The organism is Nocardioides albidus (assembly GCF_006335005.1).
GTDB lineage: Bacteria > Actinomycetota > Actinomycetes > Propionibacteriales > Nocardioidaceae > Nocardioides > Nocardioides albidus.
Genome location: NZ_VDMP01000025.1, coordinates 314,857 through 335,013, shown reverse-complemented (window position 1 = coordinate 335,013; position 20,157 = coordinate 314,857). Strand labels below are relative to the sequence as shown.

Sequence of the window (20,157 nt, the reverse complement as noted above, 5' to 3'; positions counted from 1 at the left end):
ACGCCCGAGCGCAGGAGGGTCGAGCCCGCGCTCAGCGCCTGCGGATGTCGTCGTCGAGGCGCTCGCCGAGCGGGTCGCGCCGGTCCTGGGAGGCGGCGAACACCGAGGCGCCGGACCGGTTGCCGAGGGTGATCTCGTTGAAGAGCACGTTGAGGACGACCGCGACCAGGGCGGTCGCGCTGATGCCGGAGTGCATGACCACGGCGAACGAGTCCGGGAAGGCGTCCCAGAAGGTCGGAGCGGCGATCGGGATGATCCCCACGGCGATCGCGACGGAGACGATCACCATGTTGAGGTTGTCCTGGTAGTCGACCCGCGACAGGGTGCGGATGCCGCTGGCCGCGACGGAGCCGAAGAGCACGATGCCGGCTCCGCCGAGCACGGGATAGGGGATCGCGGCCACGACGGCGCCGACCACGGGCAGCAGTCCGAGCAGCAGGAGGACGAGGCCGCCCATCGCGACGACGTACCTGCTGCGCACGCCGGTGAGCGCGACCAGGCCGACGTTCTGCGCGAACGCGCTGCACGGGAAGGTGCCGACCAGGGGCGCGGCGGTCGTGGCGGCCATGTCGGCCCGGAGGCCGTCGGCGACCCGCTTGGCGTCGACCTCGGTCTCCACGATCTCGCCGATGGCGAGGATGTCGGCCGTGGTCTCGGTCATGATCACCAAGATCACGATCGTCATCGAGACGATGGCGCCGAGCTCGAAGGTCGGGCTCCCGAAGTGGAGCACCGGGGGTACGGCGACCAGGTCGGCCTCGCCGACCGAGGAGAAGTCGGCCTTGCCGGTGGCGAGGGCGACCACGGTGCCGACGACGAGGCCGATCAGGATGGACAGCCGCGAGATCGCACCCTGGAAGACCCGGCTGATCACCAGGATGATCAGCAGCGTCAGGCCGGCGTACCCGATGTTGGCCATCGAGCCGAAGTCGGGAGCGGCGTCGTTGTTGCCCATCGCCCACCGGAAGGCCACCGGCATCAGGGACAGGCCGATGACGGTGATGATCGTGCCGGTGACGACCGCCGGGAACAGGCGGACCAGCTGGGCGAAGAAGGAGGAGAGCACCAGCCCGATGAGGCCGGCGACGATGATCGCGCCGAAGACCGGCCGCAGCCCGTCCTCGCTGGCGATGGCGACCATGGTGGAGACACTGGCGAACGAGATGCCCTGGACGATCGGCAGCCGGCTCCCGAAGGGTCCGATGCCGAGGGTCTGGAGCAGTGTCGCGGCGCCCGAGACGAAGAGCCCGGCGGTGACCAGCAGGGCCAGGTCGCTCGGCGAGAGGCCCGCGGCGCCACCGACGATGAGGGGCGGCGCGATCACGCCGCCGTACATCGTCAGGATGTGCTGCGTGCCGTAGGCGAGGAGCTGGCCGGCCGGATACCGCTCGTCCTCCGGTCGGTTCGAGACCGGGGCGGCTGACTTCCTGCGACGGAGCATGCCGGTCCTCAGCAGAAGCCCGGGATGGCGTGCCAGGCGTTGCCCGCGTCACCCGCCTCGTCGCGGACCACGGACGCCTCGATCAGGCCGTAGGGGCGGTCGGCTGCGAAGAACACCTCGCCCGGGTTGTCGAGACCGAAGGGCGAGAGGTCCGAGAGGAAGTGGTGCTTGTTGGGCGCGGAGAACTTGATCTCGGCCACGTCGGGGTGCTGCTCGAGCACGGAGGTGCCCATCCCGTGCAGCGTCTGCTGGAGCGCCAGGCTGTGGATCTCGGCGAAGCGCTGCAGCAGCAGCGCCCGGATCGACTCGTAGGACTTGTCCCAGTCGACGCCCGTGCCCTCGTAGCGCCACCGGGCGACCAGCGAGGTGGAGAGGATCCGGTCGGTGGTCTCCTGCAGCGTCGTGTACTCGTCCTTGAGGAAGCCCTTGAACTCCGATCCGGTCGACTTGAGCACGACGAGGTCCTTGATGCCGGACACGACGTGGGCGACCCGGTCGGCGCCGCGGCCGTCGACGTTGACGATCGTCGTCCGCACGCCGCCGCCGGAGCGGACGAAGGAGTGGTCGTGGCCGGTGCCGTCGACCTGGATGCGGTCCCAGGCGTACTCGTCGACCTCGACGCGGGCGCCCTCGGCGGCCGGGCAGGCCTCGAGGTAGCGGTCGGCGAGGGCGAGCGCGAACTCCTCGATCGAGGCGACGCCGATCTTCTTGGCGTAGGCGAAGACGGTGTTCTTCTGGGTGTCTGTCGGCAGGACGTCCTTCTGGTCGCCGCTGATGTGCGCGTCGTCGAAGCGGCCGCGCAGCGCGGTGGAGACGTTCAGGTCGCGGATCTGGTGGCGCGCCGTGTCGCGCACGATGCGTACGACGCGGTTCTCGGCCTTGCCGTACTGGTTGGGTCCAAGACGGATGGACATGTCAGCTCCCTCGGTAGGTGGAGTAGGCGAACGGGCTCAGCAGGAGGGGCACGTGGTGGTGCCGCTCGTCGGTGACCGCGAAGGTGATGGTCACCTCCGGGAAGAAGCAGTCCTGGCCGCTCGCGGCGCTGTAGGCGGCCGTGTCGAACAGGAGCTGGTAGGTGCCGGGCGGGACCTGTGCGGGCCCGAGCTCGGCGACCCGGCCGTCGTCGTCGGTGATCGACGTGGCGAGGACGGTGGTCTGGGGGTCGGCACCGCCGGCACCGCCGGCACCGTCGGCAGCGGCCTCGAGGCGGCTCAGCCGGACGGGTACGCCGCGCGCGGGCCGGCCGAGCGCGGTGTCGAGGACGTGCGTGGTGATGGCGCTGCGGTGCGAGCTCATGCCGAGACCTCCTCGGCGCTCTCGGTGCTCAGGACCCGCTCGAGGCGCAGCAGCGCGATCTTGCGCAGCTCGTCGGCGACGACGGCGCTCTCCGTCGCGGGGTCGTTGTCGAGGCGCTCGCGCAGCGAGGCGAGGATCTGCTCGGCGCTGAGGCCCGAGGCGCAGATCAGGAAGACCCGGCCGAAGCGCTCCTCGTAGGCCCGGTTGCCGTCGGCGAGGGCCTGCGCCGTGGTCCGGTCGGTGCCGACGCCGGCCTGCTCGCGGCGCGACCAGGCCGCCTCGGTGCTCTCGCCCTCGGCACGCTCGCCGATGCGGGGATGAGCGGCCAGCGCCCGGTCCACCTCGGCCGGCGTGAGCTCGCGGCCCGCCGCGTCCGCGGTCCGCAGCACGGCCGCGCCGTCGGCGTACGGGCGAGCATCGAGGATGGCGTCCACCCAGCGGGGCACGTCGCAGCAGGCGCTCAGCGCGGGGCGAAGGTCGTCGGGCGGTGCGGCGTTGAACAGATCGAGGTCCATGTCCCCTGCTCTCTCTCGCTTCGCGGAATAGTCATTCCGTATGACGACGAGCGTGACATGTGACCCGGATCACCGTCAACAGTCTGTTGAAGGAAATCTGGTGGGGTTCAGCGTGGCGGGGCGGGCGTGGGGGCCGGCGTGGGAGCGAGTCGGCGACGGCGCTGTAACACGTTGTTCGACGAGGTAGCAGCCGCATGTCTGCTGTAGCAGCCGCACCCAGACCCGTTTCACCGAGGTCTTGCGGCTGGTAGGTCGGCGAACAACGTGTTACAGCGCGCCCCGGACCCGCCCCGAACCCGCGCCCAGACCCGCTCCGCCGCCGCCCAGACGCGACAGCTCAGCGGTCGCGGTTGAGGTAGTTGTAGACGGTGAACCGGGTGACGCCGAGCGCCTCGGCCACGATCTCGGCGCTCTTGCGGTAGTCGAAGGCGCCGCGCTCCTCGAGCAGGCGGACGGCGCGCTGCTTCTCGGGCCGTGCCAGTCCCCGGAGGTCGCCGCCGAGCTCGGCGGCGACCTGGGCGAGCAGGGCGTCGAGGCCGGTCGCGGCGGGCGGCGGGGGTGCGTGCCCCTCGAGGCGCACCTGGAAGGTCACCCGGTCCGCGCCGTGGTCCAGGCCGGCGGCGACGACGGTCGCGAGGGTGGCGAGGACGGCGTCCCGCTCGCCGCGCATCGAGGTGCCGAGCGGCCCGAAGTCGCAGTCGAGGCCGGCGGCGCGGGCGGCGTCGAGCGCGGCGGTCGCGTGCTCGGGCGGCTCACCCTCGCCGCGGAACGGCTCGGTCGTGAACTCCGCTTCGAGGCGCATGCGGGCAGGGTACTAAGACCCGCCGTGGCCCAGGCTCAGGCGACGGGGCGCTTGGCGAGCTCCGCCAGCCGGCGCTGGTCGATGCCGGCCAGCTTGTCGAGCTCGTCGACCGTCACGGCGCCGCAGTCGACGCCGCGGAGCACGAACGCCGCGAGAGCGGTCGCGGTCGCGGGCTCGTCCAGGAAGCCGGAGTCGCCGCCGTGCACGTAGGCGCGCAGCCGGGCCGCGGCCTGGTCGAGTCCCTCGCGGAAGAAGGCGTACGTCGCGACGTACCGGCTCGGGAGCTGGGCGGGATGCAGGTCCCAGCCCTGGTAGATCCCGCGCGCCAGGGAGCGGCTGACCAGCCGCGTGTGCAGGCGCCAGGCGGCATGCACGGCCTGCCGGTCGCCGACCGGGAGCACGTTGGTCGAGCCGTCGGAGACGAACACGCCGGTGCCCGCGGCCGCGACCTGCATCACGTCCTTGGCGTGGTCGGCCACCGGATGGTCCATGGCCTGGTACGCCGCGGCCACGCCCAGGGAGGCGGAGTAGTCGTAGGTGCCGTAGTGCAGGCCGGTGATCCGGCCGGCGCCGGCCGCGATCATCCGCGCGACCAGCGCGGTGCCGTCGGGGCCGAGGATGGACTGCGGCGTCTCGACCTGGACCTCGAAGCGCAGCGAGCCCGCGGCGATCCCGTGCACCTCCTCGAGGGTCTCCAGCGCGGTCACCATCGCGGTGACCTGGTCGACGGAGGTGACCTTGGGCAGGGTGATCACGAACCGGTCGGTCAGCCCGCCGCGCCGGGTGAGCTCGCCGACGAACAGGTCGAGGGTGCGCAGTCCGCGGTGCCGGGTCGGGGCCTCGAACGACTTGATCCGGATGCCGTGGAACGGGGTGGCCGTGCCGTCCGCGACGGACGCGGCCAGGGCGGTCGCGGCCGCGGTGACGGCCGCGTCCTCGTCGGCGTCGGGGCGCACGCCGTACCCGTCCTCGAAGTCGATGCGCAGGTCCTCGATCGGCTCGCGCTCGAGCTTCTCGCGCACCCGGTCGTAGACCTCCGCGGCCAGGCTCGGGCGGAGGTCGAGGGCCTCCGCGAGCTCCATGCCCGTGCGTCCGTGCAGGGCGAGCACGCTGAGCGCGTCCTGGGACCACTCGCTGACCGTGTCGGGACCGAAGCGGTCGGCGACGACGTAGACGGTGTGCACCGGCTGGCGTACGCCGCGCTCGCCCGGGAACTGAGCGGTCAGCGCCGCGTCGGCGCCGGCGAGCGCGGCGTCGAGACGGCCGGTCAGCTCGTCGAGGTGGCTCATGACGCCGCCACCAGGTCATAGGCCGGCAGGGTGAGGAAGTCGACGAAGTCCTCGCCGAGCGCGACCTGCTCGAAGAGCGTGCGGGCGTCGGCGAACCGGTGCCCGGCGGTGTCCTCGGTGGCGCCCGCGACGTTGTCGACGAGCGCGGCGTACTCCTCGTCGAGGACGCGGCGCACGAGGGCCTCGGTGATCACGGTGCCGTCGTCGAGCTTCGACTCGTTGTGCACCCACTGCCAGATCTGGGAGCGCGAGATCTCCGCGGTCGCGGCGTCCTCCATCAGATTGTGGATGCCGACGGCGCCGAGCCCGCGCAGCCAGGCCTCGAGATAGAGCAGCGCCACCTCGACGTTGTCGCGCAGGCCCTCGGCCGTGATCTGGCCGGGGGTGGAGGCGACGTCGAGGAGCTGCTCGGCGCTCACCTCGACGTCGTCGCGCTGACGGTCGAGCTGGTGGGGGCGGTCGCCGAGCACGCCGTCGAAGATCTCGCGGCAGACGGGCACGAGGTCGGGGTGGGCCACCCACGACCCGTCGAAGCCGTCGCCGGCCTCGCGCTCTTTGTCCTCGCGCACCTTGGCGAACGCGCGGGCGTTGACCTCCTCGTCCTTGCGGCTGGGGATGAAGGCCGCCATGCCGCCGATGGCGAAGGCGCCGCGTCGGTGGCAGGTCTTGACCAGGAGCTGCGCGTAGGCCCGCATGAACGGCGAGGTCATGCCGACCGCGGAGCGGTCGGGGAGGACGAACGACGGCCCGGAGTCGCGGAAGTACTTGATGACGCTGAACAGGTAGTCCCAGCGGCCGGCGTTGAGGCCGGAGGCGTGGTCGCGCAGCTCGTAGAGGATCTCGTCCATCTCGAAGGCGGCCGGGATGGTCTCGATGAGCACGGTCGCGCGGACGCTGCCGTGCGGGATGCCGAGCTGCTCCTGGGCGAAGGTGAAGACGTCGTTCCACAGCCGGGCCTCGAGGTGGCTCTCCATCTTCGGCAGGTAGAAGTACGGGCCGCTGCCGCGGGCGATCAGCTCGGCGGCGTTGTGGAAGAGGTAGAGGCCGAAGTCGACCAGGGCGCCGACGGTCGGCCGGCCGTCGAGGAGGAGGTGCTGCTCGTCGAAGTGCCAGCCGCGCGGGCGCATCACGATCGTCGCCAGGCGCTGGTCCTGCGCGAGCTCGTAGGTCTTGCCCTGCGGCGAGGTGAACGAGATCCGGCGGCGGATCGCGTCGTACAGGTTGACCTGGCCGCCGACGACGTTGGCCCAGTGCGGGGTGCTCGCGTCCTCCATGTCGGCGAGCCACACGCGGGCCCCCGAGTTGAGGGCGTTGATCGTCATCTTGCGGTCCGTCGGGCCGGTGATCTCGACGCGGCGGTCCTGCAGGTCCACAGGGGCGGGGGCGACCGTCCAGTCGCCGGCGCGGACGTCGGCGGTCTCGGGCAGGAAGTCGAGACGACCGGTGCGGGAGACCTCCTCGCGACGGGTACGACGGGCGGCGAGCAGCTCGTCGCGCCGGGCGCCGAAGCGCCGCTGGAGCTCCGCCACGAAGGCGAGGGCGTCGGGGGTGAGGATCTCGCCTCCTCGCTCGACCTCGTCACCGGCGATCTGCATGTCCACGGCTTTCCTCTCTACGGATGCACCTTTTCGCATTGCGGACAATAGTCCGGCCTCCGGCGGAGCGTCAACCGCTCACTATTTCCTCTCTTCGGCGCTAAGATTCCGTCATCCGGAAGACAGCTCCGGGGATGAGGAGTGCAGGGTGAGCGAGAACCAGACCGAGTCGGGTCCCGTGCGGGGCCGCGCGGGCGGCGTCCAGTCGATCGAGCGGGCCTTCGGACTCCTCGAGACGATGGCCGACGCCGGGGGCATGATGGGCCTCTCCCAGCTCGCCGCCGCGTCCGGACTGCCGCTGCCGACGATCCACCGTCTGGTCCGCACCCTGGTCGACCTCGGCTACCTGCGCCAGGAGCCCAGCCGTCAGTACGTCCTCGGCCCCAAGCTGATCCGGCTCGGCGAGAGCTCCTCGCACATGCTCAGCACCTGGGCGCGCCCCCATCTCGCGCGCCTCGTGGACGAGCTCGGCGAGTCCGCCAACCTCGCCATGCTCGACGGCGACCAGATCGTGTACGTCGCCCAGGCGCAGTCGCGCCAGTCGATGCGGATGTTCACCGAGGTCGGCCGCCGGGTCTCGCCGCACTGCACCGCGGTGGGCAAGGCGATCATGGCCCACATGGAGCCGCAGCAGGTCCGCGACCTGCTGCGGCGCACCGGCATGCCCCGGCACACCAGCACCACCATCACCGAGCCCGACGCCTTCCTCGCCCAGCTCGACTGGGCGGCCGAGCACGGCTACGCCCTCGACGAGGGGGAGCAGGAGGAGGGCGTGCGTTGTGTCGCGGTCACCGTCCCCGGCTTCGCCTCCCGGCTGGCGATCTCGGTGAGCGGGCCGACCGGGCGGATGAGCGACGAGCTGATCGACCGCGCCGTGCCGCTGCTGACCGACGCGGGCAAGCAGCTGGCCGACGACCTCGGCTGACCTCAGCCGAACTTCCGCGCGCGGCGCCGGCTCCCGTTGACCCGGTCGTTGAAGCGGTCGATCGCCCAGATTGTCCGCAACCCGACGCGACCCATCATCACCGGGCGCGGGAACCGTGGCTCGTCGTGCCACAGGGTCTGCAGGTCCTCGTGCCGGTGCCCGTCGACGATCGCGTCGGCGATGAGCGTGCCGACGTACGGCGCCTGGGCGAGCCCGTGCCCGTTGCAGGCGATCGAGAAGTGGACGTTGTCGCCGATCCGGCCCGCGACGGGCAGCCACGACGACGTGATCGCGATCCAGCCGCCCCAGGCGCGGTCGATCGCCACGTCGGCCAGGGACGGGAACCGCAGCGCGAACGCGCCGGCCAGCTCCTCGACCAGAGCGCGGTCCGGCACCTTCTCGGGGAGCGGATGGCCCATACCCCGCTCGAGGCGCCGGACGCCGAACACGATGGTGTTGCGCGGGGTGAGCCGGTAGTTCTCCATGATCGCGTGCTGGGTCACCAGGCCCATGCCACTGGTCCACCCGAGTGCGGCGATCCGCTCGGGGGCGATCGGCTCGGTCTCGACCTCCACGACGTAGAGCGGCACCGAGAGGTGCTTCGGCGTGATGTCCCACTCGCCGGCGAAGGCGTTCGTCGCCAGCACGACATGGTCCGCCCGCACCCGGCCCCGGGGCGTCGTGACGACGACCTGGCCGCCCTCTCGCACGATGTCGCTGACCTTGGTCCCCTCGAAGACCCGGGCGGCCGAGTCGAGCAGCACCTGGCGCATGCCGAGGCTGAACCGGCCCGGGTTCATCCGTCCGCCGACCACCTCCCGCATCCCGCCGACGAAGCCGCGCGGGATGCCCAGCTCGGCAGCGGTGCCGACCTCCACGTGCCCGCCCGCCCGGGTCACGATTCTCGCCACCCGGCGCACCCGGCCCATCTGCCCGCGCGAGACGGCGGCGAACGCGTTGCCGGTGGCCTCGTACTCACAGTCGATGTCGTGCGTCGCGATGAACTCCTCCACGTGACGCGCGGCGTGCTCCGCGAGCCGCATCATCCCCGGCATCTTCTTGCGTGCCAGCAGGTTGAGGAGCTGGAGGTCCCCACCCGGCGCACCGGCGAGTTGGCCGGCGTTGCGCGAGCTCGAGCCGTGGCCGCAGAACTCCGACTCGAGGAGGACGACGTCCTGGCCGCGCTCGGCCAAGCGCAGGGCGGTGGACATCCCGTTGATGCCGCCGCCGATGACGGCGACTCGGCACGTGGCGTCGCCGTCGAGCGCGGGCCGCAGGTCCGTGGGTGCGTCCACCCATCCGCTGAACGCAGAGTAGGTGACCCGGTCGGTCCTCATGCCCGCACTGCCTTCCGAGCAGGCTCGGCCTTCTCGAGCCCGGTGGCGACGTTGTGGTCGTGCAGGGCGACGTAGGCGCGGTAGTAGACGAACATCTGGACGCCCCACGTGGTCAGGGCGAGCACGTAGAAGACGGTGCGGTGCGCGTCGTCGGGGAACGGGAGGAAGTCGTACATCACCGCGATCGCCGTCGCGGCGACGCTCGCCAGCCCGGTGGCGATGGCGTGTCCGCGGGCGCCGATCGCCCACAGACGCCACGCGAAGTAGGCGAGGAAGACGGTCGTGAGCAGGTTGGCGGCGAGGTAGAACGACGCGGGGCCGACATGCAGCTCGTGACCGCGGAACTGCTGCAGGTAGAGCCCGGCTGCGATCGCGAGGCCGAAGGCGGCGACGTCGACGGTCACGCTCGGCTTGTAACGGTGGGTCACGCGCATCAGGCCGAGGACGGCGATCAGAGTGATGCCCACGGACCTCGAGAAGGCGTCGAAGAAGTAGGCGACGTCGTAGAGGAGGTGGTCCTCGTCCCCGCTGATCAGCGACCACAGCAGGAAGTTCGAGCCGGACGTGGCGACGATCATCCACTCGAGGCCGAGCAGGTAGTTGCCGTAGTTGCGGATGAACCGCGCGCCGTAGCGGAAGCCGACGACGATCATCCAGACGTCGGCGATCAGGAAGAGCAGATCCTTCATGTCACATCTCCTTCGGTGGTGGACGCCGGTCAGGCCGCGACGCGGTCGGTACGACGACGGGTACGGGCGCTCGAGACCAGGACGGTGAGCACGACGGCCATCGCGAGCACGCCGGAGAGCCAGTAGCCGACGCCATACAGGCCCTCGGCGGCGACCTCCAGGGCAGTGCCGGGCACGGGCACGAGGGACGCGCTGAGGTCGGCGCTGACGAGCGCCGTCCCGAAGGCGAAGCCGACCGCCAGGAAGGTGCCGGCGACGCCGGTCGCCATGCCCGCCTTCTCCTCCGGCACGGCCAGCTGCACCAGCGTGAAGCCGGCCGCGTAGCCGATGCTGCAGCCGAGGCCGATGACCGCGGCGCCGACGAGGTAGTGCCACTGCTGGTCGTGCGCGAGGGCGAGCCAGGCCAGCCCGGCGGCGCTGATGAGCGCCCCACTCACGAAGACGGGCACCACGCGGCCGTTGTTGACCGGACGGTCGGCGATGGCTCCGCCCACCACGAAGGTCAGCGCGAAGGGCAGCATGAGCCAGCCGGTCTCGAGCGCGCTGAGGCCCAGGCCGTAGGAGTCGGCGGGGCGCAGCGCCTCGGGGATGATCTGGGCGTAGGTGCTGACGAGGAGCAGGAAGGCCGAGTTCACGGCCGCGAACAGCGCGATGCAGATGCAAGAGGCGGTGACGAGGGGCGCCTTCATCAGCGCGACGTCGAAGACCGCCGTGGAGGACCTGCGCTCCACCCGGATCCAGGCGATGCCACCCACGACGCCGAGCGCCAGCGGGATCAACGCGGCGTTGCCCCAGACGAGACCCTGGGTCAGCGTCAGCAGGATCGCCGCGACCCACGCGATCATCCACACGGTGCCGACGACACCCATGCGGCCGGTCCGTACGGCGGGCGGAGCGTGCGGGATCAGCAGGTACGACGCGAGCGTGGTCACCGCTCCGATCGCGGTGAGGACCACGAAGAAGCTCTGCAGCGACAGGTTCTGCACGATCAGCCCACCGCCGATCATGCCGGCGACGATGCCGACACCCGTGCCGATGACCAGGATCGCGACAGCGGTGGTGATGCCGCCCTCGCCCAGGCCCCGGCGCAGGAACCCGAGCGGGAGCACTTGGGCGGCCCCGCCGAAGCCCATGAGGGAGCAGCCGACCAGCAGGGTCGGGTAGGAGTCGCCCACGGCCGGCACGAGGGCGCCGACCGTGAGGAAGGCAGCGGCCGCGACGTTCGCGTTCCGGTCGCCGTGGAGGTCGGCCAGGCGCGGCAGGAGGATGAAGCCCGCGCCACCGCCGAGGGTGAGGACCGTGTAGAGCCAGGTCGTCTCCGCGACCGTGGCGAGGCCGTACTGCGCCTGGCTGACCGGCAGCAGCGGCGGGAGGATGAAGATCACCGCGTTGGTCAGGACGACCAGCAGCGCGCCGATGCCGACGAGCGTCCTCCTGCCGGGCGTGCGGCCTGCCGTCGTCCTGCCGCCCGTGGCGGCGTCGTGGGTCTGGGTCATGAGTGGTCTCCGATTCGGGCGGTCTGTGTGATCCGGCTCATACGGTAAGTCCAAGTTAGTCAGCCGATCAAGATGAATGACTAAGTTGTTTGGCCAATTTTCCGCCGCGCCTCGCCCCTCTCTCCGCGAAGGGGTCCGCTGATAGGCTGTTCGTGACTTAGACAAATGCCCAACTTCATGGGCGCGGCCGCAGGAGGACCTCATGGCACGTATCCCCGTCGCCCAGCGACGCCGTGACTTCATCGACGCCGCCGTCGAGGTCATCTCCTCCCACGGCATCGACGGCGCCACCACACGGCGCATCGCGGAGCAGGCCCAGGCCAACGTGGCGATGCTGCACTACTGCTACGACTCGAAGGAGGACCTCTTCGCCGACGTCTACGAGTACGTCTCCGGCAAGTACCGCGAGGTGATCGAGGGCAGCGACCCCCACACCACGCTGCCGGGGGCCGCGCAGGCGATCCTGCGCGGCGTCATGGAGTGCTACATCGACTCACGGAGCTTCACGGCGACGACCTTCGAGCTGGTCAGCTGGGCGCGGCGGCAGCACGGCGACCGCGGCATCGCCGTCTACGACCAGGCGCTCGACAGCCTGCGCAAGGCGCTCCAGGAGGCTGCCGCCGCCGACCCGGTCGCGCCCGAGGTCATCGACGAGATCGCCTACGTCCTGGCCACCCTGGCCGACGGGTTCGGAGTCAACTGGCTGACGTACGGCGACACCACAGCCGCTCGCGAGCAGATGGAGGTCAACTGCGCCGTGCTCGACAGCTGGCTCACCGCGCGGCTCGCGGCCGGCCCCGCGAAGCCGGCCCGGCGCAAGCGCGCGGCCAGGGCCTGAGCCCGGCCGCGCCCGCGGTCAGAGCGGCAGGTCGGGCGAGTCCACGCCGACGACCCGATCGCCGCAGAAGACCCGCACCGACTCGGCCGGCCCGTGGCCGCCGATGCCGGACGGTCCCCAGAAGCTCTGGGCGGAGTCGTCGCCGAGGTCGGCGATCTTGGCGCCGTTGACCCGCACCTCCCCCGCGACGATCCGCGAGCCGACCTCGACCGCCCGGTCGGTGTCGGTGCCGAACACGTAGGCGTCCAGACCCGAGGGGTTCGCGTTGGCGATGCGCAGCGCCTCCTCGGCCGAGTCCACCGCGTGCAGCGCGACGACCGGCCCGAACAGCTCGGCGGTCGCCTGCGCGGGATCGGCGCCCACGGCGACGGTCGGCGAGAGGAAGAACCCGCCGAGGTCGGGCAGCGTCGCCGGCTGGTGGATCTCCGCCCCCAGAGCACGCAGACCCGTGATCCGGCTCTGCAGGGTCTGGAAGTGCGGACCGTTGGAGATCGGTCCGACCTGCGCCTCCTCGTCGAGGGAGTGGCCGACGACGAGCTTCGAGATCCGCTCGGTCAGGGCCTCTACGAGGGGGGCGACGAGGTGGCGCGGGGCGAGGACCTTGCCGGGCCCCTCGCACCACTGGCCGTTGAGCTTGGTCATGCCCTCCAGGATCCCGTCCGCCGTCACGTCAAGGTCGGCGTCGTCGAGGACGACGACGGGGTTGTTGCCCCCCAGCTCGAGCTGCAGCACCTTGAAGTCGTCGACGGCGGCGCGGGCGATCGCGCGGCCGGCACCCGGCCCACCGGTGAAGGACACGATCCTGATCCGCCGGTCACCGGTCAGCTGCTCGCCCACCTCGCCCGCGCCGTGGACGAGCTGGAGCGCGCCCGCCGGGAGACCCGCGCCGACGAAGCACTCGACGACGATCTGAGCGCTGGAGGGCGCGTGCTCGGAGGGCTTGAGGATGACCGGGCAGCCGGCCGCGACAGCGCTGACGACCTTCGCCGCGGGGATGAAGCTCGGCCCGTTCCAGGGCGTGAGGATGGCCGCCGGGCCCCACGGCACCTTGTAGAGGCGGACGTCGCGCCCACCGGCCTCCAGCGCCGTGACCCGCGGGATGTCGCGCAGGTCCTGAGCCGACGATCGGATCCGGTAGGGCAGGAAGGCCGTCACCTTGCGGGTCGCGCTGATCGCCGTGCCGCTCGTCAGCGCGTCCGCGCGGGCGATGTCCTCGAGCCGGGTCTCGAGGAGGTCCGCGACCCGGTCAAGCACCTCCGCCCGCTCCGCTCGCGCCTCCGCGTCCCAGCGGCCCACGTCGTACGCCGCCTCCGCGTGGCGCAGGGCCCGCTCGACGTCGTCGGTCGTGGTCGTGACGCTCTGGTGGACCGGCTCCCCCGTGTTGGGGTCGAGGTTCCAGCTGTCGACGGTCGTGCATTCGCTCCAGTCGTCGGCGATGTAGTTGACCGGCTGGGGCAGGGTGATCTCGGTGCTCATCGTGGCTCCTCGGGAGTCGGTGGGTCAGGCCTGGAGGTCGACGACGATGCGGGTGACGTCGCCTGACGACATCAGCTCGAAGCCCTCGTTGACCTCGGCGAAGGGGATGACGCGGGTGACCATCTCGTCGAGCATCAACCGCCCCTGCTGGTAGAGCCGGGCGAACTGGGCGATGTCCTCCCGAGCCTGGCCGGAGCCCATGTAGGACCCGATCAGCCGCTTCTCCTCGAAGAAGAAGTCCAGTGCGGGGACGGTCAGCTCGGTGCCCATCGGGGCGATCCCGACCAGGCAGGCGGTGCCGGTGGGGCGCAGCAGAGCGAGCGCGGTCTCGGCGGTGCGGGCGGACCCGACGGCTTCGAAGGCGTAGTCGACGCCCTCCCCGAGCTGGCGTCGCAGCTCGGCGACCGGGTCACCGTCGCCGCCGTTGATGACATGGGTGGCGCCATAGGCTCGGGCGGCCTTGAGCCGGTCGTCGTCGAGGTCGATCGCGACGACGGCCGAGGCGCCGGCCAGCCGTGCGCCCTGGATGATTGCCGAGCCGACGCCGCCGCAGCCGATGACCGCGACGGTGCTGCCGGGCCGCACCTGTGCACCGCGGAACACCGCGCCCACGCCGGTGACGATGCAGCAGGACAGCAGGCAGCCGACGTGGAGCGGGATGTCGTCGGGCAGCCGCACCAGCGCGTTCTCCCGCAGCAGGATGTGCTGGGAGAACGCGCCGATGGCGGCGAGGCGCTCGATCGGCCGCCCGTCGACGGTCTCGAAGGCGGGCCGCTGACGCAGGCGCACCTCGTCCAGCCGGGTGCACTGGGTCGAGTGCCCGGCCTCGCAGTTGACGCACCGGCCGCACGACGGCGTCAGCGCCCCCGTGACCCGGTCGCCCGGGCTCAGCGACGTGACGGCGGAGCCGACGGCCTCGACCACCCCGGCGACCTCGTGCCCGACGACGACCGGAAGCGCCGTCGGGACGGTGCCGGTCCTGTAGTGGAGGTCGCTGTGGCACAGGCCTACGTGCGTCACCGAGACCCGCACCTCGTGCGGCTCGGGGTCGTCGACCCTGATGTCGGTCAGCTCCAGGGGTGTGCCGATCTCGTTGAGGACGGCGGCTCGGGTCGTGATCATGAGGTGGTCTCCTTCGTGTTCCAGAAGCCGGCGACGCCGGCGGTGAGCAGGCCGCTCGTCCACGCCTCGCGTGCGGCGACGTCCTCCCGCACGAAGGCCGCTTCGACCTCCGCCGCGAGCGGGCGGAGCAGGGCGAGGTGGAGCGCGGTCGTGTTGCCGGAGGGCGTCCACGCGTGCACGGTCTCGACGGCGCGCTCCAACAGCCCGTCCGCCGGCACGACCTCGTCCAGCAGGCCGATCCGCAGCGCCTCCTCGGCCGGGACCCGCGGCGAAGCGAACACCATGCGCATGGCGTGGTTGCCGACCAGTCGCCGCAGCAGCAGGCTCGTCGCATTGGAGATCGTCAGGCCGCGGGCGTTCTCCGGCTGGAAGTACTCGGCCGCCGGCGTGCCGATGCGGGCGTCGCAGCACAGCGTGATCTCGGAGGCGCCGCCCACGGCGAGGCCGTTGACGGCCGCGACCACCGGGACCCGGGTCTCGAGGATCGCCCGGGTGACGTCGTGGAAGCTCTCGAACGCCAGGTCGACCTCTTCGTCGGTGGTCGGCGCCTGCTGCAGGTCCTCGCCGGCGGAGAAGGCGCGGCCACGCCCGGTGAGGACGATGCCGCGGACGGCGTCGCCCGTGCCGAGCTCGCGCACCAGGGCCGCGAGCCGCAGCCGCATGGCGACGGTGAGGGCGTTGAGCTTCTCGGGCCGGTCGAGGGTGAGCACAGCGACGTCGCGGACGACGTCGACGGCGATCCGCTCCTCGGTGACGGACGGGACGGTCATGATCAGCTCCTCTGTCGGGCGAAGTCGTGAGTGATGCCGGGCTGGGCGGCAGCCCGGGCCTTGAGCGCGGGCTTGGCGACCCGCTCGGACGGGGTGCGGGGCAGGTCCGCGACGAACTCGACGTAGCGCGGCACCTTGAACCGCGCGAGCTGCGCGCCGGCCCGCTCGAGGATGCTCTGCGCCGTCTCCCGCTCGGCCGGAACACCGGCCGCCAGTTGGATGAACGCCTTGACCTCCTCGCCGAGGACCTCGTCCGGCTCGGCGACGACTGCGGACGCGGTGACGCGGACGTCCCGCTCCAGAGCGGCCTCCACCTCCACGCAGGCGACGTTCTCGCCGCCGCGGCGGACCATGTCCTTGATCCGCCCGACGAGCTGGATCCCCCCGTCGGGGCGTCGTACGACGAGGTCGCCGGTGTGCAGCCAGCCGTCCCGCAGCGTCTCGTCGGTGGCGTCGGGGCGGTTCCAGTAGCCGTCCATCATCGGCACGCCCGACGTGACCAGCTCGCCCGGCTCGCCGGGGGCCACTTCGGCATGGTCCGGGTCGGCGGGGTCGACGACGCGGACCTGCTTGGTCGGCACCGGTCGGCCGAGACTGCCGCTCCCGACGGCCGTGGTGTCCTCGAACGGGCTGATCAGGTCGATGCCTGACTCGGTCATCCCGTAGACCTCGCGCCACGGCGCGCCCCAGCGCTCCTCCAGCAGGGCGTGGAGGGCGACGGGGATGCCCGAGCAGAGCACCATCCGGACGTCGTTGTCGCGGTCGTCGTCGCTCGGCGGCTGCTTGAACAGCAGGGTCGGCATCGAGCCGAGCACGTAGAAGAAGGTAGCCCGGTGACGCCGTACGTCGGCCATGAAGGTCGAGGCGGAGAAGCGCGGGAGGACCACCAGCGGAGCCCCGATCGTCAGGGCCAGCGCGGTGTTCCACTGGGGATCCATGTAGGAGAACGGCTGCGTGGTCAACAGCACGTCGTCGTCGCCGAGGCCGGTGGCCGCCGCACAGGTCCAGCCCAGCCGGGTCCAGTAGCCGTGGCTGAGCATGCACGCCTTCGGGAACCCGGTGGTGCCGGAGGTGTACTGCAGGTTCGCCAGGGACTCGGTCCCGGCCGCGGACGCGATCGCCGGAGCGGTGTCCGGGAAGGGCTCGGAGCCGTCGTCGGCGATGTCGACGATCTGGATCTCGTCGAGCCCGTCCTCGGTCGTCACCTCGGCGACGAGCCCGGCTCGCTCGGCGTCGGTCACGACGACGCGGGCGCCGGAGTCGCGGAGCACGAACGCCAGGTCTGCCCGCCGATATCCGCAGTTGACCGGTACGACGACCGCACCGGCCTTGAGCGCGGCGAGCCAGACGACCGGCCAGTGCACGACGTTGGGCAGCATGATGGCGACCCGGTCGCCCGGCCGGACGCCGTCGACGTCGATCAGCCGGTGCGCCAGCCGAGACGTCCACGCGTCGACCTCGGCGAAGGTCCAGGACCACTCGCCGAAGCGCAGGAACTCACGGTCGCCCGCGTCCTGCGCCCGCTGCGCGAGCAGTCCGGTCAGGGTCGGCACGGTGGGCTCGTCGCCCATCCGCTCGGCGGCGACGGCAGGCTGGTGGGTCAGGTCGGTGGTCACGAGTCACTCCTCTGTTCGAGCAATCGGGCCGCCGCGCGGACGACCCAGGTCAACGTCGGGTCGGTGCTCTTCATCCACTCCGGGTGCCACTGGACGCCGAGGACGGGGCGACCGGGCACCTCGATCGCCTCGACGACGCCGTCCGCGGTGCGGCCGGTCACGACGACGCCCACGCCGCAGCGGTCGACGGCCTGGTGATGCCAGGAGTTGGTCACCACGTCACCGTCGAAGAGGCCGGCAGCGATCGACCCCGGTTCGAAGGACACGAGGTGGTCGACGGTCCCGTCGGTGGGCGCACACTCCTCGGACAGATGGCTCACCGGTCCGGCGGGCAGGTCTGCGACGAGGCTGCCGCCGAGGGCGACGTTGAGGACCTGCATGCCGCGGCACACGCCGAGCACCGGGATGCCCCGGTCCAGCGCGGCCCGCACGAGCGCGATCTCGTAGGCGTCGCGCTCGGGGTCGTGGACCATCGGGTCCGTCCGCGGGTCGATGCCCCGCACCACCGACGGATCCCCGCCCCAGCAGGCGGGATGCAAGTCCTGGCCGCCGGTGATGACGACCCCCGACAGCCAGGCGCAGACATCGGCGGGGTCGGTGTCGTAGGACAGGTGCACCGGCAGTCCGCCAGCCTCGGCGACCCGCGTCGCGAAGTCCGCCATCGCGGTGTCCATGCACCGGTCGCCGTACCTCTCGTCGGAGCCATGGACGAGGGACAACCGGAAGCGGCGTCCGGTGATGCCGACCAGCGGCCGGCGGACGCCGGCCTCACTCCGCGCGCTCACGGGAACTCGAAGTAGCGGGTGGACTCCCACTCGGAGAGCTCGGCGAACGGGTCGCCACCCTTGGTGTGGAACTCCATCCACTCCCAGCGACGCGACGCGACCCAGAAGTCGACGAACTCGTCGCCGAGGTACTCGCGCAGCAGCGGGTCGGCGTCGAGCGCGACCCAGGCCCTCGACATCGTGTCGGGGATCCGGGGCACGCCGGCGCTGTCGGGCAGCCCCCACGCCATGTCGGTGACCTGCTCCGGCGGCTCGATCCGCCGCTCGATCCCCGCGAGCACGCCGGCGAGGACGCCCGCCAACGCCAGGTAGGGATTGACGTCGGCGCCGGGCAGTCGGTACTCCAGCCGGGAGTACTTCGGGTGGCCGGTGATCGCGCGCACCGCTGCCGTCTTGTTGTTGACGCCCCAGCTCACGGTGGTCGGCGGCCCGGTGAGGTCGACGAGTCGCCGGTACGACGTGATCTGCGGCATCGCGATCGACGTGTTGCCGGCCATGGTGGCGAGCAGCCCGCCGACGCTGTGCCGCATCAGCTCGGAGAGGCCGTCCTCGGCGTAGTACTGGTTCACGCCGTCGCGCTGGAGCGAGATGTTGATGTGGGCTCCCTGGCCGAACCCGGCGGTCGGCTTGGCCATGAACGAGACGGTGTGGCCCAGCGCGTTGCCCACCTCACGCATGATCTGGCGGGTGCGCGCCCAGTTGTCGCAGAGCGCGACGGGATCGATCGGGGCCAGGTTGAGCTCGGTCTGGCCGGGGGCGGCCTCGTCGGTCCACGCCTCCCAGGGGATGCCGAGCTGCTCGAGTCGCTCGACCACGGCCTCCATGTAGTCGATCCAGTCGCTGGACCGGGCGAGATGGTACGTCGAGCCGGTGCTGCCACCGAGCGGAGTGAGGTCGCGATAGCACCTCCTGCGGGCCTCCTGGACCGACTCCTCGAACAGCGTGGCCTCGATCTCGACGGCAGTGGTGGCCGTGTAGCCGTGCTCAGCGAGTCGGGCCACGAGCCGCTTGACGAGGTTGCGCGGGCAGATCGGGACGGGGCTGCCGTCCTTGAGCCAATAGTCGCCGATCACTGAGTCGAGGCCTGGCTTCCACTCCACGAGGGTGGACAGGTCCGGGATCATCGCGATGTCGTAGAGGTTGCCCCGCCACTCGGGGAAGGCGTCGCCCAGGACGATCTCGTTGTTGAGGTCGATCGCGAACAGGATGTCGGCGAAGGCGAAGCCCGACTCCTTGCCGGAGGCAAACTTCTCGGGCGAGACGTTCTTGCCCAGCAGACTGCCCTCGTGGTTCGTGGCCTCGAGGCGCACGGCCCTGCGGGCGGTGCTGCCGATGGTGCTGCTGATGGTGCTGCTGATGGTGCCGGTCTCAGACATCGAAGCGGACCTTCCAGGAGGCGGCCGTCATGACCGACAGTTGCGACAGCGAGCCCTGGACCCGCACCCCGGCGGCCAGCGACTCGAGGAAGTCGTCGGCGCCGCTGAAGACGCCGGCGAGGACGTCGGCCGGGCCGGCGACGACGTAGTGGCTCTCGCCGTCGCCGAAGCGGGCGTGCTCGACGCCGCCCTCGGTCTCGGCGGCGACGACGAGAACGTCCGGGATGCCCGTGATCGTGCGGGTCCCCTCCCAGAACCGGGCAGCCGCCGCACGCCAGTGGGGGACCGGCGGACTCAGCACGCGGAGGACGGCCGCGGCGAGCGCGGCATCGCCGGTGGGCTCCTGTACGGGTGCGAACCGGCCATGGAGGTCGACGACCACGGTCGCGTCCACCGCGGTGCGGACCCCGCCACTCACCGCGACGGTCCCGTCGCCGAAGGTGAGGGTCGCCGCCTGCGGGGTGTCGTGGGAGCGGACGGCGACCGACGCGCCTGCCCGGGTCCCGCCGTCGAAGCCGTCGTTGCCCTGCGGGTCGGCGAGGACGCCGAGGGCGTGGCCACCCTCGATCGCGTCCCGCAGGGTCCGTCCGATCAGACGGACCAGGGGGTCGCGTCGTCCTCGATCGCGACGCGCGACAGCTCTTGGCGTGTGGCCGGCGCGGCGATCGTCGTGGTTGCGCTCATTGCTCGGTCCTCTCTCCGGTCTGCGACCTGAGTTAGTCAGATGACTAGATCGTCTGACCATGATGGTGAGTGCTCCACGTCACGTTGTCAACCACCCCGACCGAA

19 protein-coding genes are annotated in these 20,157 nt (G+C 71.4%); 2 read left to right on the top strand and 17 right to left on the bottom strand.

The annotated features are described in order from the left end of the window. Nucleotides 1-31: 31 nt before the first annotated feature. From FHP29_RS14765 to aceB, 7 genes are all read right to left on the bottom strand, one after another. The gene (locus tag FHP29_RS14765) at nucleotides 32-1,441 is read right to left on the bottom strand and encodes a nucleobase:cation symporter-2 family protein (protein WP_139623616.1); all 1,410 of its coding nucleotides are present in this window, start codon (nucleotides 1,439-1,441) and stop codon (nucleotides 32-34) included. A gap of 8 nt (nucleotides 1,442-1,449) precedes the next feature. Beyond that, nucleotides 1,450-2,355 carry a factor-independent urate hydroxylase gene (pucL, locus tag FHP29_RS14760; RefSeq protein ID WP_139623615.1) on the bottom strand — a complete coding sequence of 302 codons (906 nt, stop codon included), beginning with the start codon at nucleotides 2,353-2,355 and terminating at the stop codon, nucleotides 1,450-1,452. 1 nt (nucleotide 2,356) lies between these two features. Beyond that, nucleotides 2,357-2,737 (bottom strand): hydroxyisourate hydrolase, encoded by a 381-nt coding sequence (gene uraH, locus FHP29_RS14755; RefSeq protein ID WP_139623614.1) that lies wholly within the window; start codon nucleotides 2,735-2,737, stop codon nucleotides 2,357-2,359. Next, nucleotides 2,734-3,252, bottom strand: coding sequence for a 2-oxo-4-hydroxy-4-carboxy-5-ureidoimidazoline decarboxylase (gene uraD, locus FHP29_RS14750; RefSeq protein ID WP_139623613.1), 519 nt, complete (start codon nucleotides 3,250-3,252; stop codon nucleotides 2,734-2,736). The genes uraH and uraD overlap by 4 nt, the downstream gene beginning before the upstream one ends. A gap of 337 nt (nucleotides 3,253-3,589) precedes the next feature. Continuing rightward, entirely contained in the window at nucleotides 3,590-4,054 is a 465-nt protein-coding gene (locus FHP29_RS14745) for a helix-turn-helix domain-containing protein (protein WP_139623612.1), read from the bottom strand. 35 nt (nucleotides 4,055-4,089) lie between these two features. Next, a complete protein-coding gene (locus FHP29_RS14740; protein WP_139623611.1) occupies nucleotides 4,090-5,343 on the bottom strand; it encodes a DUF6986 family protein in 1,254 nt (417 codons plus the stop codon). After that, nucleotides 5,340-6,938: a malate synthase A gene (aceB, locus tag FHP29_RS14735; RefSeq protein WP_240044539.1), complete on the bottom strand. Its 1,599-nt coding sequence runs from the start codon at nucleotides 6,936-6,938 to the stop codon at nucleotides 5,340-5,342. Before aceB ends, FHP29_RS14740 begins: the two co-directional genes overlap by 4 nt. Before the next feature lie 148 nt (nucleotides 6,939-7,086). Between aceB and FHP29_RS14730 the strand changes: the two genes are divergently transcribed. Continuing rightward, nucleotides 7,087-7,863, top strand: coding sequence for an IclR family transcriptional regulator (locus FHP29_RS14730; RefSeq protein WP_139623609.1), 777 nt, complete (start codon nucleotides 7,087-7,089; stop codon nucleotides 7,861-7,863). A gap of 2 nt (nucleotides 7,864-7,865) precedes the next feature. Here the strand turns inward: FHP29_RS14730 and FHP29_RS14725 are convergent, their stop codons facing one another. The 3 genes from FHP29_RS14725 to FHP29_RS14715 are packed head-to-tail and all read right to left on the bottom strand — an operon-like array spanning nucleotide 7,866 to nucleotide 11,385. Beyond that, entirely contained in the window at nucleotides 7,866-9,200 is a 1,335-nt protein-coding gene (locus FHP29_RS14725; protein WP_139623608.1) for an NAD(P)/FAD-dependent oxidoreductase, read from the bottom strand. Beyond that, a complete protein-coding gene (locus tag FHP29_RS14720) occupies nucleotides 9,197-9,889 on the bottom strand; it encodes a transporter (RefSeq protein WP_139623607.1) in 693 nt (230 codons plus the stop codon). The genes FHP29_RS14725 and FHP29_RS14720 overlap by 4 nt, the downstream gene beginning before the upstream one ends. A 29-nt stretch (nucleotides 9,890-9,918) precedes the next feature. Beyond that, nucleotides 9,919-11,385 (bottom strand): MFS transporter, encoded by a 1,467-nt coding sequence (locus FHP29_RS14715; protein WP_139623606.1) that lies wholly within the window; start codon nucleotides 11,383-11,385, stop codon nucleotides 9,919-9,921. 202 nt (nucleotides 11,386-11,587) lie between these two features. Between FHP29_RS14715 and FHP29_RS14710 the strand changes: the two genes are divergently transcribed. After that, nucleotides 11,588-12,223 (top strand): TetR/AcrR family transcriptional regulator, encoded by a 636-nt coding sequence (locus tag FHP29_RS14710; RefSeq protein WP_139623605.1) that lies wholly within the window; start codon nucleotides 11,588-11,590, stop codon nucleotides 12,221-12,223. An 18-nt stretch (nucleotides 12,224-12,241) separates the two neighbouring features. Here the strand turns inward: FHP29_RS14710 and FHP29_RS14705 are convergent, their stop codons facing one another. Genes FHP29_RS14705 through FHP29_RS14675 form a run of 7 tightly spaced genes read right to left on the bottom strand, consistent with a single transcriptional unit; the run spans nucleotide 12,242 to nucleotide 20,113 of the window. Continuing rightward, entirely contained in the window at nucleotides 12,242-13,699 is a 1,458-nt protein-coding gene (locus FHP29_RS14705) for an aldehyde dehydrogenase family protein (protein WP_139623604.1), read from the bottom strand. Between the two features lie 24 nt (nucleotides 13,700-13,723). Continuing rightward, entirely contained in the window at nucleotides 13,724-14,821 is a 1,098-nt protein-coding gene (locus tag FHP29_RS14700; protein ID WP_139623603.1) for a Zn-dependent alcohol dehydrogenase, read from the bottom strand. Beyond that, nucleotides 14,818-15,591, bottom strand: coding sequence for an enoyl-CoA hydratase/isomerase family protein (locus tag FHP29_RS14695; protein ID WP_139623602.1), 774 nt, complete (start codon nucleotides 15,589-15,591; stop codon nucleotides 14,818-14,820). The genes FHP29_RS14700 and FHP29_RS14695 overlap by 4 nt, the downstream gene beginning before the upstream one ends. 2 nt (nucleotides 15,592-15,593) lie before the next feature. Further along, nucleotides 15,594-17,207, bottom strand: a complete 1,614-nt coding sequence (locus FHP29_RS14690; protein ID WP_205014137.1) for a class I adenylate-forming enzyme family protein — start codon at nucleotides 17,205-17,207, stop codon at nucleotides 15,594-15,596. Then, on the bottom strand, nucleotides 17,204-17,992 hold the full coding sequence (locus FHP29_RS14685) for a gamma-glutamyl-gamma-aminobutyrate hydrolase family protein (RefSeq protein WP_139623601.1): 789 nt from the start codon (nucleotides 17,990-17,992) through the stop codon (nucleotides 17,204-17,206). Before FHP29_RS14685 ends, FHP29_RS14690 begins: the two co-directional genes overlap by 4 nt. Beyond that, nucleotides 17,989-19,368 carry a glutamine synthetase family protein gene (locus tag FHP29_RS14680; protein WP_139623600.1) on the bottom strand — a complete coding sequence of 460 codons (1,380 nt, stop codon included), beginning with the start codon at nucleotides 19,366-19,368 and terminating at the stop codon, nucleotides 17,989-17,991. The genes FHP29_RS14685 and FHP29_RS14680 overlap by 4 nt, the downstream gene beginning before the upstream one ends. Beyond that, the gene (locus FHP29_RS14675) at nucleotides 19,361-20,113 is read right to left on the bottom strand and encodes a hypothetical protein (protein ID WP_205014135.1); all 753 of its coding nucleotides are present in this window, start codon (nucleotides 20,111-20,113) and stop codon (nucleotides 19,361-19,363) included. Before FHP29_RS14675 ends, FHP29_RS14680 begins: the two co-directional genes overlap by 8 nt. Nucleotides 20,114-20,157 lie beyond the last annotated feature (44 nt).

Bases quoted from the DNA above. Each gene is read 5' to 3' on its own strand.
- FHP29_RS14765 (WP_139623616.1), bottom strand. From the start codon at position 1,441: ATGCTCCGTCGCAGGAAGTCAGCCGCCCCGGTCTCGAACCGACCGGAG.
- pucL (WP_139623615.1), bottom strand. From the start codon at position 2,355: ATGTCCATCCGTCTTGGACCCAACCAGTACGGCAAGGCCGAGAACCGC.
- uraH (WP_139623614.1), bottom strand. From the start codon at position 2,737: ATGAGCTCGCACCGCAGCGCCATCACCACGCACGTCCTCGACACCGCG.
- uraD (WP_139623613.1), bottom strand. From the start codon at position 3,252: ATGGACCTCGATCTGTTCAACGCCGCACCGCCCGACGACCTTCGCCCC.
- FHP29_RS14745 (WP_139623612.1), bottom strand. From the start codon at position 4,054: ATGCGCCTCGAAGCGGAGTTCACGACCGAGCCGTTCCGCGGCGAGGGT.
- FHP29_RS14740 (WP_139623611.1), bottom strand. From the start codon at position 5,343: ATGAGCCACCTCGACGAGCTGACCGGCCGTCTCGACGCCGCGCTCGCC.
- aceB (WP_240044539.1), bottom strand. From the start codon at position 6,938: ATGCAGATCGCCGGTGACGAGGTCGAGCGAGGAGGCGAGATCCTCACC.
- FHP29_RS14725 (WP_139623608.1), bottom strand. From the start codon at position 9,200: ATGAGGACCGACCGGGTCACCTACTCTGCGTTCAGCGGATGGGTGGAC.
- FHP29_RS14720 (WP_139623607.1), bottom strand. From the start codon at position 9,889: ATGAAGGATCTGCTCTTCCTGATCGCCGACGTCTGGATGATCGTCGTC.
- FHP29_RS14715 (WP_139623606.1), bottom strand. From the start codon at position 11,385: ATGACCCAGACCCACGACGCCGCCACGGGCGGCAGGACGACGGCAGGC.
- FHP29_RS14710 (WP_139623605.1), top strand. From the start codon at position 11,588: ATGGCACGTATCCCCGTCGCCCAGCGACGCCGTGACTTCATCGACGCC.
- FHP29_RS14705 (WP_139623604.1), bottom strand. From the start codon at position 13,699: ATGAGCACCGAGATCACCCTGCCCCAGCCGGTCAACTACATCGCCGAC.
- FHP29_RS14700 (WP_139623603.1), bottom strand. From the start codon at position 14,821: ATGATCACGACCCGAGCCGCCGTCCTCAACGAGATCGGCACACCCCTG.
- FHP29_RS14695 (WP_139623602.1), bottom strand. From the start codon at position 15,591: ATGACCGTCCCGTCCGTCACCGAGGAGCGGATCGCCGTCGACGTCGTC.
- FHP29_RS14680 (WP_139623600.1), bottom strand. From the start codon at position 19,368: ATGTCTGAGACCGGCACCATCAGCAGCACCATCAGCAGCACCATCGGC.
- FHP29_RS14675 (WP_205014135.1), bottom strand. From the start codon at position 20,113: ATGGTCAGACGATCTAGTCATCTGACTAACTCAGGTCGCAGACCGGAG.